Source organism: Paenibacillus sp. FSL R5-0490 (assembly GCF_001956215.1).
Taxonomy (GTDB): Bacteria; Bacillota; Bacilli; order Bacillales; family Cytobacillaceae; genus Cytobacillus.
On record NZ_MRTQ01000003.1, the window covers coordinates 144,595 to 159,332 of the forward strand.

Consider the following 14,738-nt stretch of genomic DNA (forward strand, 5'->3'; position numbering starts at 1 on the left):
TGTCGAAAATTAATGTTTTTTGCAGTGGTTTTATGAAAATAGCCATAAGGCTTCATACGTCAATAAGGGTTACATGCTTAAAGAATGAACTTTTTATGGTTATTTATAGAGTAAAAGTATCATTTTTCCATATAGTCAAATGAATCTTGGAAAAAATAAGGAAAAGGAGGGAGGCAGTATTTTCACAGAATGATAAAATAAATAAAAAGGGTGGAGAACTTAAAGGAAACCTTTACTCAAAATTGAAAAAAATGAACAGAAGATGGGTAGTCTGGGGTGTAACTTTATTCATCTTTTTACAGGTGAAAAGAGATTGAAAAAAGTTACGGTTAAAAAGGCGCTTTCTCGGATTTTTCTCAAATTTGATGCTTAGGAATCAGATTGTTTTAAAATATAGGATAAATGAACAGGTTCTGGATTATGGTTTTACCAAATGTTTTACATAAACAATGGAAAAGTGTTTCTTTTCTGATTCTTATTCGTCTAATACTATGCGAGGGGGCGCCACAATGGAGAGAATATCGGCAGAAGCGTTTGAAGATATATACAGCGAGTACAGCGATCGAATTTATGGATACATATTTCTTCTCGTAAATGATAAGGAAGTGGCGGAAGATCTGACACAGGACACCTTTATCAAAGCCTACAAATATATGAATCAATTTAATGGGGAGTCCCATATCTTTACGTGGCTTGTCCGGATATCAAGAAATGTAGCCATTGATTATTTGCGCAAAAAAAGCAGATTCAAATTTTTCTCAATAGAAAAATTCCAGCTCCAATCAGAAGAAGATACTCCTACAGAAATAATGATTAAGGGTGAAAAAGTCACACTCTTATATGAAGCAATCCGCCATTTGAAATTAAGCTATCAAGAAGTGCTGATTTTGAGAAAGATAAAGGAGTTTTCCATCAAGGAGACGGCCGAAATCTTGAATTGGTCCGAAAATAAAGTGAAAATCACCACTTCCAGGGCACTCGCAGCGCTAAAAAAAGAATTGCAGAAAAGGGGGGAAATCCATGAAGAGCTCATTCGGATCCGATAATTCCTTTCGAGAATTGGGACGTATTCCGCGGTCTCAAAAGCAAAAGCAGGAGAGTCTGCAAAAAATATTGAGGAGCATAGAGGAAAAACCTGAAAGAAAGAAAGCTATTTTCCCGAGATTTTTATCTGCTGCCGCTGTAATGGCTGCTTGTGTCATGTTCGCTTTTATTATTTTTTCTGAGGATTCTATGACCAGAGGCAGCAGCAGTTCAGAGATGCTTGGGAATAGCTTTATAAGCCAAACAACTATTGCTATATCAGAAACCGAGAAAAGCTTCTCTGCCGATGGAAAGTATACGGCTGAAACCGCGACTGTAAAAGATCCAAAGTGGGAAAACACGGCAAGAAATGCGATTAATTCGGCAATCCTTTCAGAGGCAGTCATTGATGCCAAACCAACCTATGATATCCAATTTAATTTAAAGGGAAAAGAGCCGGTAAAGATGAAAGTCTGGAACGAGCAAGGCGAAGTTTACTTTAAGCTGATTGACAGTGAAGAAATTTATTCAGTTCCTGCTGCAGAGGGCTCCATATTTTTTGAATATATAGAAGCAATCGCACAAAGCATTCAAAAGACTCCTTAATTTGACTCCTGTAAGGGGTCATTTTTTTAGGCAGAAAGAGCTTGAATTCGACAATTATCGAGAATTTTTTCAAAAATCGGATTTCTGGGACTGACACTTAGCCCGTTATTATTTTCCTTATTTGCCAGTTTTACAGACTATAATATTACTTCAAAAATGAATTTTATCGGCCTTGATAATTTCAAACGCATGTTTACGATTGATGACCTTTTTAAAACGTCACTATGGAACACTTTATAGAAGGTTCGAATATCGCATCAGGCACGAAAGGATAACAAAAACGGCTAAGCGATTCGCTTAGCCGTTCTTTTCATTGTATAGGGCAATAGGTTCTCCATTCTCCGTCAACGCACACCTTGTGGCGGGGAACATAGCATTCAATGACCACAGAATCCGGATTCAGCCCGTTTTCTTCAAGCTGGAATGATACTGAAGCTTCGGACTCAGTGTCAGCGGATGAGCAGGGATACCCGCCGCGCCATTCATACTTTGTACAGTAGTAGCATAGCTGGCCGGATGCTTTGGCTTTATCGGAAGAGACTGTATTGATTTTGGCCGCTTCTTTAATCAGCTGTGTTTTTTTCAATTCTACTTCTGTTAAATAATCAGTAAAGGTGCTGTCTTTTGAGATATCTATCTTGGTCTCTTCCTCAGATTTCAGGTCTCTTACATAAAAAGCCTGATCCTCAATAAGCCTGCTGTAATCAACCAGCCGCACTTTTAATTCCTTCCCGGACTCAAAGGAGAAAGATAGAAGGGACGAAAAATTTACGAGAGCTTTTTCATCTAAGGAAATATTTTTTTCGTTGTATTCAATTTCATATTGCACTGTCCAGCCATATTGTTTTCCTTTTTCATCAATAAGAGCTTTTGGCTGGGTGGAGGCATCTTTTAATATAGAAGATTTGAATTCCTTAAACTCATCAGATTTCAACACAGCTTTCATGAAATCTTTCTCAGTCAAATCAGCAGTACTGCTTTTGGGCTGTGCAGAAACATTGCCTGAGAAAACTAGTAAAATAGTCAAGAATAAGAAAATATACTTTTTCATCACATACCTCCTAAAAGTATTGTCCAATATAAGATTAACCTATATTTCCATATTTAGGAATGGTGCGATGTGATTATATTTATCTAGTATATTTTATCTAATCTGAATATAAAAACAGCCTTGTGGTAAAAGACTTTTTAAGGCGAATTAATTAATATTATAGAAGCTTTTTGTATTATCATATAGCTTCTTAAGGGCGCTGCTGAAAGATATTTCTTTTAGTTTAGCAAGGGCACTGATGGAATGGGCCATCATGGAAGGGTGGGTAGGTTTGTTTTTAAAAGGGCCTTCGAATTCCCATGGGCCATCTGTTTCTGCCATCAATTTATCCAGTGGGTAATCCCGTACGAGGCCCTGTATTTCTTTTTCATACACGATATCTGGAGTAAAGGATATGTAATACCCATTGGAAATCAGCCTGCTTGCTGCAGCAGTGTCACCTTTAAACCAGTGGAAATGAGCCTTTTTAATCGAATGCTTTTCCAATAAATTGCACACAATCTGTGCATCATCATAAATTGCATGGAGGATAATGGGCTTATCCCGTTTTTTAGCAAGCTTTATGAATTCTTCGAGAAGTTCAATATATCCGCCTTGAATCTTGCTCCCCTCAGATCTCAAATAGTATGGAAGGCCAACCTCGCCAACAGCAGCCATCTGCTCTGTGTGAGTCTTTATCCAGCTGAAAAGCTCTGATATATCATGATCATTGGGCAGAACCTGTTCAGGGTGAAAACCAAAGGCAGGTTTAACAAAGGGATAGATTTCTGCAAGAGCAAGGTTTCTTTTGCAGGAGGTTAAATCGCTTGAAACAGTAATAAGTGAAAGCTTAAACGGCAATTCATGAAACATTTTTTCTAAATCAATATCGCTGTACTTATCAAGATGAATATGGGCATCAATATAATTATCCATGCTGTTGCCTCCTAATGATTTTTCAGCGCAAGATGGATGCTTCTTTTGCATTCAAGGAAATTTTTATCCAGGAAAATTCCCTCCATTCGCGGCCGCCCAAAAGGAACTTTAAATTCTTGAACCACTTTAGCAGGCTTGCTGCCGAGTATTAATATTCGATCAGAGAGGTAAATGGCTTCTTCGATATTGTGAGTGACAAACAGAATCGTCGGCTTATGTTCATTCCAAATATCGAGAAGCCATTTTTGCATATCAAGACGGGTAAGTTCATCCAAAGCTGAAAAAGGTTCATCCAGCAGTATGATTGGCTGCGGGCTTAATAGTGCCCGGATGAAGGCGGCCCTTTGCTTCATGCCTCCTGATAATTCATGTGGAAATGCATTTTCATAGTCACCGAGTCCCGCTTTTTGAAGCATTTTTCTGGCAGTTTCCGGATCGGCTTTCCCCATAATTTCCTGGCCAAGCAGAACATTCTGAAGGATAGTTCTCCATGGCATCAGGGAAGGTGTCTGGGGCATATAGCTAATTGACCCGCGTTTGCCGGTGATTTCGGCATTTTGAAGCATTATGGACCCTTCATCAGGCAGAAGCATCCCGCCAATCAGGTTAAAGATAGTGCTCTTTCCGCTGCCTGATGGACCTAAAATCGAAACAAACTCTCCTTCATTTACTTGAAAACTCAAATTGCTTAAAACCAGATTTGAGTCAAAACTTTTCGTTAGAGAATTAACCGATAATTGTATCATTTCCTGCCACTCTCCCTGGACTTCCATTTAATAAGCAAACGTTCTGACAGTAATATACCTCCAAAAAGCAGCAAACTTAACAGCATAATCGCAAGTATGGCTACAAAAACGCGGTCTGTCCGAAAGGAAGAAGAGGCTAAAGTCATATATACCCCTATTCCGGCTTTAGCTCCGAGCCATTCAGATATTACAGCACCCATCACACTATAGGTTGCAGAGATCTTTAGCCCGGAAAATAAAGATGGAAGGGAATGGGGAAGCTCAAGCTTCCAAAACAGCTGTCCTCTGCCGGCTCCAGCCATCAGCATATAATGCCTGAGATCTGCCGGAGTTTGCCGAAAACCATCCAATGCTGCAACAGTAATGGGGAAGAAGCATACCAGCGTAATGACAATAAGTTTTGGAAGTATGCCAAATCCAAACCATACAACCAGTAAAGGAGCCAGAACAATTATTGGCACATTTTGTGAAAGGATGAGAAGCGGGTAAACAGACTCCCTTATAAAAGGTAATAAGTGCAATATTACAGCTGTAAGCAATCCGATGACAGTGCCAATGGCAAATCCCCATAATGAAAGCAGGACTGTCGATTGAAGATGCGGGCGGAATCCATCCCAGCCTAAAACCCCCTCCTGAATGATATCGGTCGGGGGAGGCAGGAGCCAGACAGGGACCTCTGCCAGATTTACCGCCACTTCCCAAAGAATGAATAAAAGGAGGAGAACCGCAGCCGGCCTCCACCCTTTTCTGAATACATTGATCATGGACGGTACTTCTCCGTTAAATCACTCATTTCAATTCCATCGGGCTGATAGAGAATCTTAACCTGTGAGATTACATTGCTGCTTCCTTTTTCAATCATTTTTCTGTTCATATCAGCAATGATTTTCAATAAATGTTCTAAATCGCCTTCCATCGTTGTTTCGAGTGGATGCACTTCGAACTTAACACCGGATTGCTGAATGACACTGATTGCTTCATCAACGTACGGGATAACACTTTCCCCATCTTTAGTTTTTGGAATGATTTGAATGCTTACAAGTGCGTTTGCCATTTCATAAACTCTCCTTATTCCGGCAGGAAATCATTTGTAAATGCTTTGCCGGCATCTAATTCTTTATCTAAAAGACCATTTTCATGCATCCAGTCTGCATAGTTTTCCCAGACCTCAAGCTTTTGTTCTCCCCATCTGGCAGCATCGTCCTGATAGCGCGGGGATAGCCACTCCTGGCTCTTTTTGACCAGTTCGCTGTCCAGGTCAGGAGCATTCTTTAACAAAATATCAGCTGCTTCCTCAGGCTGGCCGATTGCAAATTCATATCCTTTGGCTGCAGCTTTTACAAATGCTTTGACAGTATCCGGATCATCTGCAATCATTTTTTCACTCGTTGCCAGAACAGGCGTGTAGTAATCCAGTTTTTCTGAGTAGTCTGTGAGGTAGACCATGTTAATCTTTTCCCCCCGAAGCTCAGCTTCTACACCTGTCCATCCGTAATAAATCCATGCGAAGTCTATATCTCTTTTAACCGCTGTAAAAAAGTCTGCATCTCCCATGTTCACAATTGATACCTTATCAGCATCGGCATTTTCCTTCTTCATTAGGGAGTCAATTACTGATTTTTCTACAGGAGCTCCCCACCCGCCATACGTTTTTCCTTCAAAGTCTTTCGGTGATTTAATGTTTTTTTCAGCAGGGGATGCAAAACCGGAAGTGTTGTGCTGAATGACAGCCGCTATTGATACCAGCGGCACACCCTGTACACGGGCTTCCGTGATGCTTTCCTGATAGCTGACACCGAAATCAGCCTTGCCTGATGCCGTCAATTGATCTGCACCTGCTTCACCTGGCATGATAATCTCGACATCGAGCCCTTCTTCTTTAAAATAGCCTTTTTCTTTTGCGGCATATAAGCCGGTATGATTGGTATTTGGCGTCCAATCCAGTACGACAGTAACTTCTTTCAATTCTTGTTTGCTGCCTGGATCTTCATTTCCAGTCTTAGCATCCTGGCCGCTGCCGGCACAGCCGGATAACAGCAGCATCGCAGAAATAACTGCTATACACTTTTTCATACAGAAACCTCCCAAAAAAGCTTTATGTAGTAAGGAAAGTTGATATTAGTCTGCCCAGAAAATAAAAAACGCCCCGGCATAATACCGGGACGCATATAAAAAACAATTTATTTTTGTTTAAGAATATGTTCCCTACGCCGGTATTAGCCAGATCAGGTTCAAAGGGTCAGCATCTTAAGGATGAAGTCTCAACCGGCACACCGGTTCCCCTACATTTCTTGCTATTTAATTTTAACAGGCATGAATACTTTCCATGATTTATTATAGCAGACATTATCAAAATGGGCACCATTTGAAAATTATTTCATTTCAATAGTCCGGCTCTCTTTCCATGTTTTGAATTTCTCAAGTTCACCTGTAATCTGACTGACGGCAAAACCAAGTACTGCTGCATCATCGAGGATACCCATTCCAATTAAAAAGTCTGGAACCAGGTCGATAGGAGAGACAAAGTATAGGATGGATGCAATAATAAAGATAATTGATTTTTTGGAGATATGCCGGTAATCGCCTTTTGACCATGCCTTAACTAAATCGATCAGCAGCTGAAACTTTTCCCATATATCACTTAACGAAGATTTGTTTTTCTCAGCTTTAAGTGTAGCCTTTTTTAGCAGGCCTTTTGTTTTTTCAGGATCATCCGCATAGCGTTTTGCTCTGGAAGAAAATTTTTTATAGCCGTCCTTATAGTCTTTCGTTTCTATTTCAGGCATAGCCATCACTCCTATATTGATAATTCGTATAAACAATTATAATCTATTATTTACCGCATACCGGACATGACATAAACATTTAAACAGGAGAAAAAAATGGAAACAGCCTTCAAAGCTGTGACAATATTTTAGTGGGAGCTGGTATTTGTGCTTGAGAAATGGCTGAAGGAATCAAATTATACAGTAATACTATCTGGAGCAGGAATGTCAACGGAAAGCGGGCTGCCTGATTTCAGGTCAGCCAATAATGGCTTATGGAACGGGAAAGACCCTGGGAAAATTGCCAGTACTGAAGCATTGAATGAAAATGTGAAGGAGTTTATAGAATTTTATCGGCACCGGGTAATCGGGCTTAAGGAGTGCAGCCCCCATAAAGGCCACTATATTCTTGCTGATTGGGAAAAGAGAGGCATTTTAAAGAGTATTATCACCCAGAATGTGGATGGATTTCATCGGCTGGCGGGAAGTGAAAATGTATCAGAGCTTCATGGGAATCTGCAGACACTCCATTGCCAGAAATGCAAAAAAGAGTTCCCGAGCGAGGGATATTTGCATGGACACGTTCAATGTAATTGCGGGGGGCTGCTTCGTCCTTCAGTAGTTCTGTTTGGGGAAATGCTGCCTGAGCAGGCTTTAGATTTTGCAGCGGCAGAATCAGAAAAGGCAGAATTATTTATTGTTCTGGGATCATCCCTGACTGTGACACCAGCCAATCAGTTTCCGCTGATAGCAAAACAAAACGGAGCAAAACTGGTGATTATTAATATGGAACCCACTGATTTTGACTTTTATGCTGATGAGGTGATCCATGAGCGCAAAATTGGTGAGGTTCTCAAAGAACTTGATCGTGCTTTTAAACAGCGGGAGAATGAAGATTCATAAAAATAGCCCTCATACTATGATTTTTTGAGTCAATCCCCTATAATGGACAATGAACATGATTACTGCTGTTTCAAGCGATATGATATATAAGGAGTGTTCAGCATGTTATCAAACATCGGTATTCCAGGCTTAATTCTCATCCTGGTTCTTGCTCTTATTATTTTTGGTCCTAAAAAACTTCCTGAAATAGGGAGAGCATTCGGGGAGACCTTAAAAGAATTTAAGAAATCTACCCGTGATCTCACTAAAGATGATGATGATGATAAAAGAAAATAGCCTACTGGTTTAGAACCGGCTTTGCAGACGATTAGTCTCGAAGCCGGTTTTTCTATTTTATGGCTTTCGAACCGAGTGAATGGGTATATAAAATGGAAAAGAAAAAATAGTTGACTAACATGTATATACAAGATAAAATGAAAGCGTAAACAGTTCATGTATATACAAGTTTGTTTGTGTGTAATGGATAGATTTATAAAAATCGAGAACGATAAATAAGAACCTTATAACTGTTTTTTTCTTTAATATGAAAACGGTAACAGGAGGAGAGAGTAGAATGGCCACAAATAAAGAGTCAGCAGAGCAAATCGTAGAAGCTATCGGGGGCAGGGATAATATCGCTGCGGCCACTCATTGTGTAACAAGGCTGCGTTTTGCATTAAAAGATGAAGGAAAAGTCAATAAAGAAAAGCTCGAAGATATTGATATTGTAAAAGGTTCATTTTCCACCAATGGCCAATTCCAGGTTGTGATTGGGCAAGGCCTTGTTGATAAAGTATATAAAGAAATGACAGATGCAACCGGTATTGGCGAATCGTCAAAAGAAGAGACCAAAAGTGCAGCTGCCGAAAACTTAAATCCCCTGCAGCGTGGAATTAAAACACTGGCTGATATTTTTATTCCAATCCTCCCGGCTATCGTAACAGCTGGTTTGCTTATGGGAATCAACAACATTATGACAGCGCCGGATATTTTCTTCGATGATAAGTCGTTTGTTGAAGTTTATACAAACTGGGCTGATCTGGCGAGCATCATTAACCTGATTGCCAATACTGCTTTCGTATTTCTTCCAGGCCTGATTGGATGGAGTGCTGTAAACCGGTTTGGCGGCAGTCCGCTTCTTGGTATGGTGCTTGGTTTGATGCTGGTGCACCCGGATCTTTTAAATGCATGGGGCTATGGTGCAGCAGAAGAAGTGCCGAAGTGGAATTTATTTGGTCTTGAAATTGAAAAAGTAGGTTACCAGGGCCAGGTGCTGCCTGTATTATTTGCTTCATATGTTTTGGCTAAGATAGAAGTATTTCTGCGAAAAAGAATTCCTGATGCGTTTCAGCTTCTGACTGTCGCGCCAATCGCTTTGCTTATTACTGGATTTCTTTCTTTTATTGCCATCGGACCAATTACATTCACGATCGGCAGCTGGATTACAAATGGGGTTGTCGGAATCTTTGATGCTGTTCCGGCCCTTGGAGGATTGATTTACGGAGGATTATATGCACCTCTTGTTATCACTGGCATGCATCATACATTCCTGGCAGTCGATCTTCAGCTAATCGGCAGCATTGGCGGCACGTTTTTGTGGCCGATGGTGGCACTATCCAATATTGCACAGGGTTCAGCCGCTTTTGCCATAATGCTGTTAAGCAAAGGGAACGAAAAGCTGAAAGGGCTTGCGCTCACTTCTTCAATTTCAGCGTGGCTGGGTGTAACGGAGCCTGCGATGTTTGGGGTTAATCTTCGCTTTAAGTATCCGTTCTTCGCAGCGATTATTGGGTCAGCTGCAGCAGGCATATTCATCACTATTAATGGAGTTAAGGCACCGTCAATTGGAGTAGGCGGCTTACCGGCATTCTTCTCCATCTTTGCGGAAAACTGGGGTGCTTTCTTTATCGGAATGGGAATTGCCCTAGTTGTGCCGTTTGTATTAACTATAGCTTTCTCGAAATTTAAAAAAGCTTAAATAAAATGATTGATGCCATGGAGTTCTATGATTCCATGGTATCGCCATTTTTAGGCTTTGATCAATATTTAAATATACCGGAGGTTGCATTATGAAGAAGCAATGGTGGAAAGAGAGTGTAGTTTACCAAATCTACCCTCGAAGCTTCATGGACAGCAATGGAGATGGAATAGGAGATTTACAGGGAATTATCTCTAGACTTGATTACTTGAAAGAGCTTGGAATTGATATGGTCTGGCTTTCTCCAGTTTATAAATCACCAAATGATGATAATGGTTATGATATCAGTGATTATCAGGAAATTATGCGTGAGTTTGGAACAATGAAGGATTGGGAAGAGCTTCTTGGAGAGCTGCATACAAGAGGCATCAAACTCATTATGGATCTGGTAGTGAACCATAGTTCAGACGAGCATATCTGGTTTTCAGAAGCAAGGAAATCGAAAGATAATCCATACAGGGACTACTATATATGGCATGAAGGAAAAAATGGAAAGGAGCCAAATAACTGGGGCAGCAATTTCGGCGGGTCTGCCTGGGAGCTTGACGAAAGTACAGGAGAATATTATTTGCATTTGTTTTCAAAAAAACAGCCGGACCTCAACTGGGAGAATCCGAAACTGAGAAAAGAAATATACGACATGATGACCTGGTGGCTTGAAAAAGGGATTGACGGGTTCAGAATGGATGTAGTCAACTTTATCTCCAAAGTGGAGGGACTTCCAGATGATGAACCAAAGCCAGGAAAGAAATATGCTTCCGGAAGCAAGTATTATCGGAACGGCCCAAAAATTCATGAATACCTGCAGGAGATGAATGAAAAGGCCCTATCGAAGTATGATGTCATGACTGTCGGTGAAATGCCTGGTGTAAATCCGGAGTGGGCTCGGCAATATACAGGTGAATCACGCAATGAGTTAAATATGGTCTTCCAATTTGAACATGTTAGTCTTGATAACGGGCCAAATGGCAAATGGGACCTCAAACCCCTGGATCTATTTGACTTAAAAACAAATCTGACCAAATGGCAAAATGAACTGGATGAGGTTGGCTGGAACAGTCTTTACTTTAATAATCATGATCAGCCGCGCTCTGTTTCAAGATTTGGGAATGATGCAGAGTATTGGGATAAGTCAGCAAAGATGCTGGCAACACTGCTGCATATGATGAAGGGAACTCCATATATTTATCAGGGCGAAGAAATTGGAATGACGAATGTACGTTACTCAAGCATTGATGAATACAGAGATATAGAAACACTTAACTTTTATAAAGAAGCTCTTAACGATGGCTGGACAGAGGAAAAGGCACTGAATGCCATCTATGCAAAAGGGCGTGACAATGCAAGAACGCCAATGCAATGGGATTCTTCCAGGCACGGAGGATTTACGGAAGGAACTCCATGGATAAAAGTGAATCCTAACTATAAAGACATTAATGTCGAAAAGGCCATGGAAAACCCTGACTCTGTTTTTCATTATTATAAAAAGCTTATTGAACTTAGAAAGAAAAATGAAATTATTATTTACGGAAAGTATAACCTTATACTCGATCATCACCCCGAAGTGTACGCCTATACAAGAACACTGGGCAATCAGACTCTTCTCGTCATGTGCAACTTCTATGGCGGAAACACTGAAGCAGAACTCCCTGCAGACCTTCAGGGGGAAAAATTTGAATCGCTGATTGGGAATTATAAAGATATACAAATCAGCAGAACAATGAAACTTCGTCCATACGAAACTCAGGTGCTTCTCTTTAACAGCTAAAAGAAAAGCATTATTCTAAAAAACTAAAACAGGGTGATTCTAAATGAAACAACCGTGGTGGAAAAAAGCAGTAGTTTATCAAATTTATCCGAAAAGCTTTAACGATACGACAGGAAATGGAGTTGGAGACATTCCTGGAATTATTGCCAAGCTTGATTACTTAAAAGAATTAGGTGTGGACGTCGTCTGGCTGACACCCATTTATAAATCTCCACAGCGTGATAACGGATATGACATTAGCGACTATTTCAGCATCCATGAGGAATATGGAACAATGGCAGACTTTGATAAGCTCCTTGAAGAAGCCCATAATCGGGACATGAAAATCATTATGGATATTGTTGTTAACCATACTTCCACTGAACATCAATGGTTCCAGGAAGCAAAAAAATCAAAAGACAATCCATACCGAGATTTTTATGTCTGGAAAGATCCTAAGGAAGATGGAAGCGAGCCGACAAACTGGGAATCCAAATTCGGCGGAAATGCATGGCAATATGACGAAGCAACCGGCCAATACTATCTTCATCTTTTTGATGTTACACAGGCTGATCTAAATTGGGAAAATGAAGACCTTCGCCGCAAAGTGTATGACATGATGGAATTCTGGTTTGAAAAAGGTGTAGATGGCTTTAGACTTGATGTAATTAATCTGATTTCCAAAGATCAGGATTTTCCGGATGATGACGGCTCTGTACCACCGGGCGACGGCAGAAAATTCTATACCGACGGCCCTCGTGTACATGAATTTATGCATGAAATGAATGATAAAGTATTCTCAAAATACGATAGTATGACAGTTGGGGAAATGTCATCCACTACAATTGATCATTGTATAAAGTATTCCAACCCCGAGCGTGAAGAATTAAGCATGACTTTCAACTTTCATCATTTAAAAGTGGACTACCCTAATGGAGAGAAATGGGCACTCGCTGATTTTGATTTTACGGCATTAAAGCAAATTTTATCAAAATGGCAAACTGAAATGCACAAAGGGGGAGGCTGGAATGCTTTATTCTGGTGCAATCATGATCAGCCCCGTGTTGTATCAAGGTATGGTGATGACAAATACTATCATCGTGAATCTGCTAAAATGCTGGCAACAGCCATCCATATGATGCAGGGAACTCCTTATATTTATCAGGGTGAAGAGTTTGGCATGACAAATCCCGGCTTTGAGAGGATTGAAGACTACAGAGATGTAGAATCACTGAATGTTTATTCTATTCTTAAGGAAAAGGGAATGGCAGAGGAAGAAATAATTAATATTCTCAAAAGCAAATCGCGCGATAATTCCCGGACGCCTGTTCAGTGGAATAGTACTGAAAATGCCGGATTCTCCGATGGAACCCCATGGATTCCTGTCGCATCCAATTACAGGGAAATCAACGCCGAAAACGCATTGAAGGACGAGAACTCGATTTTCTATCATTATAAAAAGCTGATCCAGCTTCGAAAGCAGTACGATATAATCACCTATGGTGACTATGAACTGATTTCTGAAGATCACCCTGATGTATTTGCTTATGTTCGGAATGGTGATAATGAAAAACTGTTGGTCGTAAATAATTTTTATGGGAAAGAAACGTCATTTACCCTTCCTGAACACATTCAAGCAGATGAATATAAAGAAGAAATCTTACTTTCCAATTACAAGCAGTCACCTTCTGCTGCGGAGACCATCCAATTAAGGCCATATGAATCCGTTATCTATTATTTAAAGAAATAGAAAAAATCCTCCCGGCCTGCGGGGGGATTTTCCATATTTTTATTTCATAGTTCATTAAAACAGCATTCCGGCTATGGCGGCACTTAGCATAGATGCCAAGGCACCCGCAGCAACTGCCTTCAAACCAAGCCGTGCAATGTCCTGCCTGCGGTTCGGGGCCAATCCGCCAAGTCCTCCCAGCAGGATGCCCAATGAGGAAATATTGGCAAATCCGCAAAGGGCGAAGCTTACGATCGCCACCGTTTTATCAGATAAAGTCGGGATATCCGGTGCAAAAGCAGAATAAGCAACAAACTCATTCAAAATTAGCTTCTGGCCAATATAATTTCCTGCCTGTACGGCTTCTGACCATGGAACTCCTATAGCAAACGCAAGCGGAGAGAACACATATCCAAGAATGATTTCGAGCGTTAAGCCTTCCAGCCCGAATAGCCCTCCAACCCATCCAAGAAGCCCGTTAATTAAAGCAACCAAAGCAATAAAGGCCAGCAGCATTGCGCCGATATTTAAAGCGAGCTCGAGTCCGACACTTGCTCCTTTTGCAGCTGCATCAATGACATTGGCAGAATCGCTATCCACTTCCATATCAAATTCTTTAGGCTCTTCTTTATCTTCCGTTTCCGGAAGCATCACTTTGGCCAGGACCAACCCGGCAGGTGCAGCCATAAAGCTAGCTGCCAGAAGATATTCGAGAGGCACACCCAATAAGGAATAACCAATTAAAACAGATCCTGCCACAGAAGCAAGGCCTCCGGTCATGACCGCAAACAACTCGGATTTTGTCATATCAGCGATAAATGGGCGGACCACAAGCGGAGCCTCTGTTTGCCCCACGAATATATTGGCTGCTGCAGACATGGATTCCGCTTTTCTGGTCCCGAGAAGCTTAGCCAGTCCACCGCCGAGGATCTTAATGAAAAACTGCATAATCCTTAAGTAATAGAGGACGGAAATCAATGATGAGAAAAAGATTACAACAGGCAAAACCTGAAGTGCGAAAACGAAGGTAATGCCCGATTCATCTGTAAAAAGGCCGCCAAATAAGAAATTTATTCCCTGATTGGCGTAATTGATTATATCGTTTACCTTCATTGTGAGCCATTCCAATCCCTTTCTGCCGCCTTCCCACTTTAAAACGAGAAAGGCGAAAATCAGCTGAATGGCAAGCCCTCCCGCAACTGTTCTTACACTTATCGCCCTTCTATTGCTTGAAAGCAGGAAGGCTATCCCTAAAACGACAATAATACCGAATATCCCCCAAATAAAATTCATGTT

Annotated in this window: 15 protein-coding genes and 1 riboswitch; of the genes, 7 read left to right on the top strand and 8 right to left on the bottom strand. The window is 40.9% G+C overall.

The genetic code is table 11. The features are described from left to right. Window positions 1–509: 509 nt before the first annotated feature. Entirely contained in the window at window positions 510–1,046 is a 537-nt protein-coding gene (locus BK139_RS03715; RefSeq protein WP_076256876.1) for an RNA polymerase sigma factor, read from the top strand. Further along, window positions 1,021–1,629: a hypothetical protein gene (locus BK139_RS03720; protein WP_076256877.1), complete on the top strand. Its 609-nt coding sequence runs from the start codon at window positions 1,021–1,023 to the stop codon at window positions 1,627–1,629. Before BK139_RS03715 ends, BK139_RS03720 begins: the two co-directional genes overlap by 26 nt. 310 nt (window positions 1,630–1,939) lie before the next feature. Here the strand turns inward: BK139_RS03720 and BK139_RS03725 are convergent, their stop codons facing one another. From BK139_RS03725 to BK139_RS03755, 7 genes are all read right to left on the bottom strand, one after another. Next, complete coding sequence (locus BK139_RS03725; RefSeq protein ID WP_076256879.1) at window positions 1,940–2,680, bottom strand: hypothetical protein; 741 nt, start codon at window positions 2,678–2,680, stop codon at window positions 1,940–1,942. Window positions 2,681–2,827: 147 nt separating this feature from the next. Beyond that, complete coding sequence (locus BK139_RS03730; RefSeq protein ID WP_076256880.1) at window positions 2,828–3,595, bottom strand: TatD family hydrolase; 768 nt, start codon at window positions 3,593–3,595, stop codon at window positions 2,828–2,830. An 11-nt stretch (window positions 3,596–3,606) separates the two neighbouring features. Further along, complete coding sequence (locus tag BK139_RS03735) at window positions 3,607–4,341, bottom strand: ABC transporter ATP-binding protein (RefSeq protein ID WP_076256882.1); 735 nt, start codon at window positions 4,339–4,341, stop codon at window positions 3,607–3,609. Beyond that, the gene (locus tag BK139_RS03740; RefSeq protein WP_076256884.1) at window positions 4,338–5,105 is read right to left on the bottom strand and encodes an ABC transporter permease; all 768 of its coding nucleotides are present in this window, start codon (window positions 5,103–5,105) and stop codon (window positions 4,338–4,340) included. The genes BK139_RS03735 and BK139_RS03740 overlap by 4 nt, the downstream gene beginning before the upstream one ends. After that, window positions 5,102–5,395, bottom strand: a complete 294-nt coding sequence (locus tag BK139_RS03745; protein ID WP_076256885.1) for a thiamine-binding protein — start codon at window positions 5,393–5,395, stop codon at window positions 5,102–5,104. Before BK139_RS03745 ends, BK139_RS03740 begins: the two co-directional genes overlap by 4 nt. Before the next feature lie 14 nt (window positions 5,396–5,409). After that, complete coding sequence (locus BK139_RS03750) at window positions 5,410–6,414, bottom strand: ABC transporter substrate-binding protein (protein WP_076256887.1); 1,005 nt, start codon at window positions 6,412–6,414, stop codon at window positions 5,410–5,412. Window positions 6,415–6,526: 112 nt separating this feature from the next. Further along, window positions 6,527–6,635, bottom strand: a riboswitch (TPP riboswitch). A 78-nt stretch (window positions 6,636–6,713) separates the two neighbouring features. Beyond that, a complete protein-coding gene (locus BK139_RS03755) occupies window positions 6,714–7,127 on the bottom strand; it encodes a YkvA family protein (RefSeq protein WP_076256888.1) in 414 nt (137 codons plus the stop codon). Window positions 7,128–7,274: 147 nt separating this feature from the next. Between BK139_RS03755 and BK139_RS03760 the strand changes: the two genes are divergently transcribed. The 5 genes from BK139_RS03760 to treC all read left to right on the top strand — a co-directional run bounded on the left by BK139_RS03760 (window position 7,275) and on the right by treC (window position 13,463). After that, window positions 7,275–8,009 (top strand): NAD-dependent deacylase, encoded by a 735-nt coding sequence (locus BK139_RS03760; protein WP_076256890.1) that lies wholly within the window; start codon window positions 7,275–7,277, stop codon window positions 8,007–8,009. A 102-nt stretch (window positions 8,010–8,111) separates the two neighbouring features. Then, a complete protein-coding gene (gene tatA, locus BK139_RS03765; RefSeq protein WP_035327434.1) occupies window positions 8,112–8,285 on the top strand; it encodes a twin-arginine translocase TatA/TatE family subunit in 174 nt (57 codons plus the stop codon). Between the two features lie 277 nt (window positions 8,286–8,562). Beyond that, on the top strand, window positions 8,563–9,966 hold the full coding sequence (gene treP, locus BK139_RS03770; protein ID WP_076256892.1) for a PTS system trehalose-specific EIIBC component: 1,404 nt from the start codon (window positions 8,563–8,565) through the stop codon (window positions 9,964–9,966). A gap of 91 nt (window positions 9,967–10,057) precedes the next feature. Next, window positions 10,058–11,734, top strand: coding sequence for a glycoside hydrolase family 13 protein (locus BK139_RS03775; RefSeq protein WP_076256894.1), 1,677 nt, complete (start codon window positions 10,058–10,060; stop codon window positions 11,732–11,734). 43 nt (window positions 11,735–11,777) lie between these two features. Next, window positions 11,778–13,463, top strand: coding sequence for an alpha,alpha-phosphotrehalase (gene treC / locus BK139_RS03780; RefSeq protein WP_076256895.1), 1,686 nt, complete (start codon window positions 11,778–11,780; stop codon window positions 13,461–13,463). 54 nt (window positions 13,464–13,517) lie between these two features. Here the strand turns inward: treC and BK139_RS03785 are convergent, their stop codons facing one another. Continuing rightward, on the bottom strand, window positions 13,518–14,735 hold the full coding sequence (locus BK139_RS03785; RefSeq protein WP_076256897.1) for a NupC/NupG family nucleoside CNT transporter: 1,218 nt from the start codon (window positions 14,733–14,735) through the stop codon (window positions 13,518–13,520). Window positions 14,736–14,738: the final 3 nt, after the last annotated feature.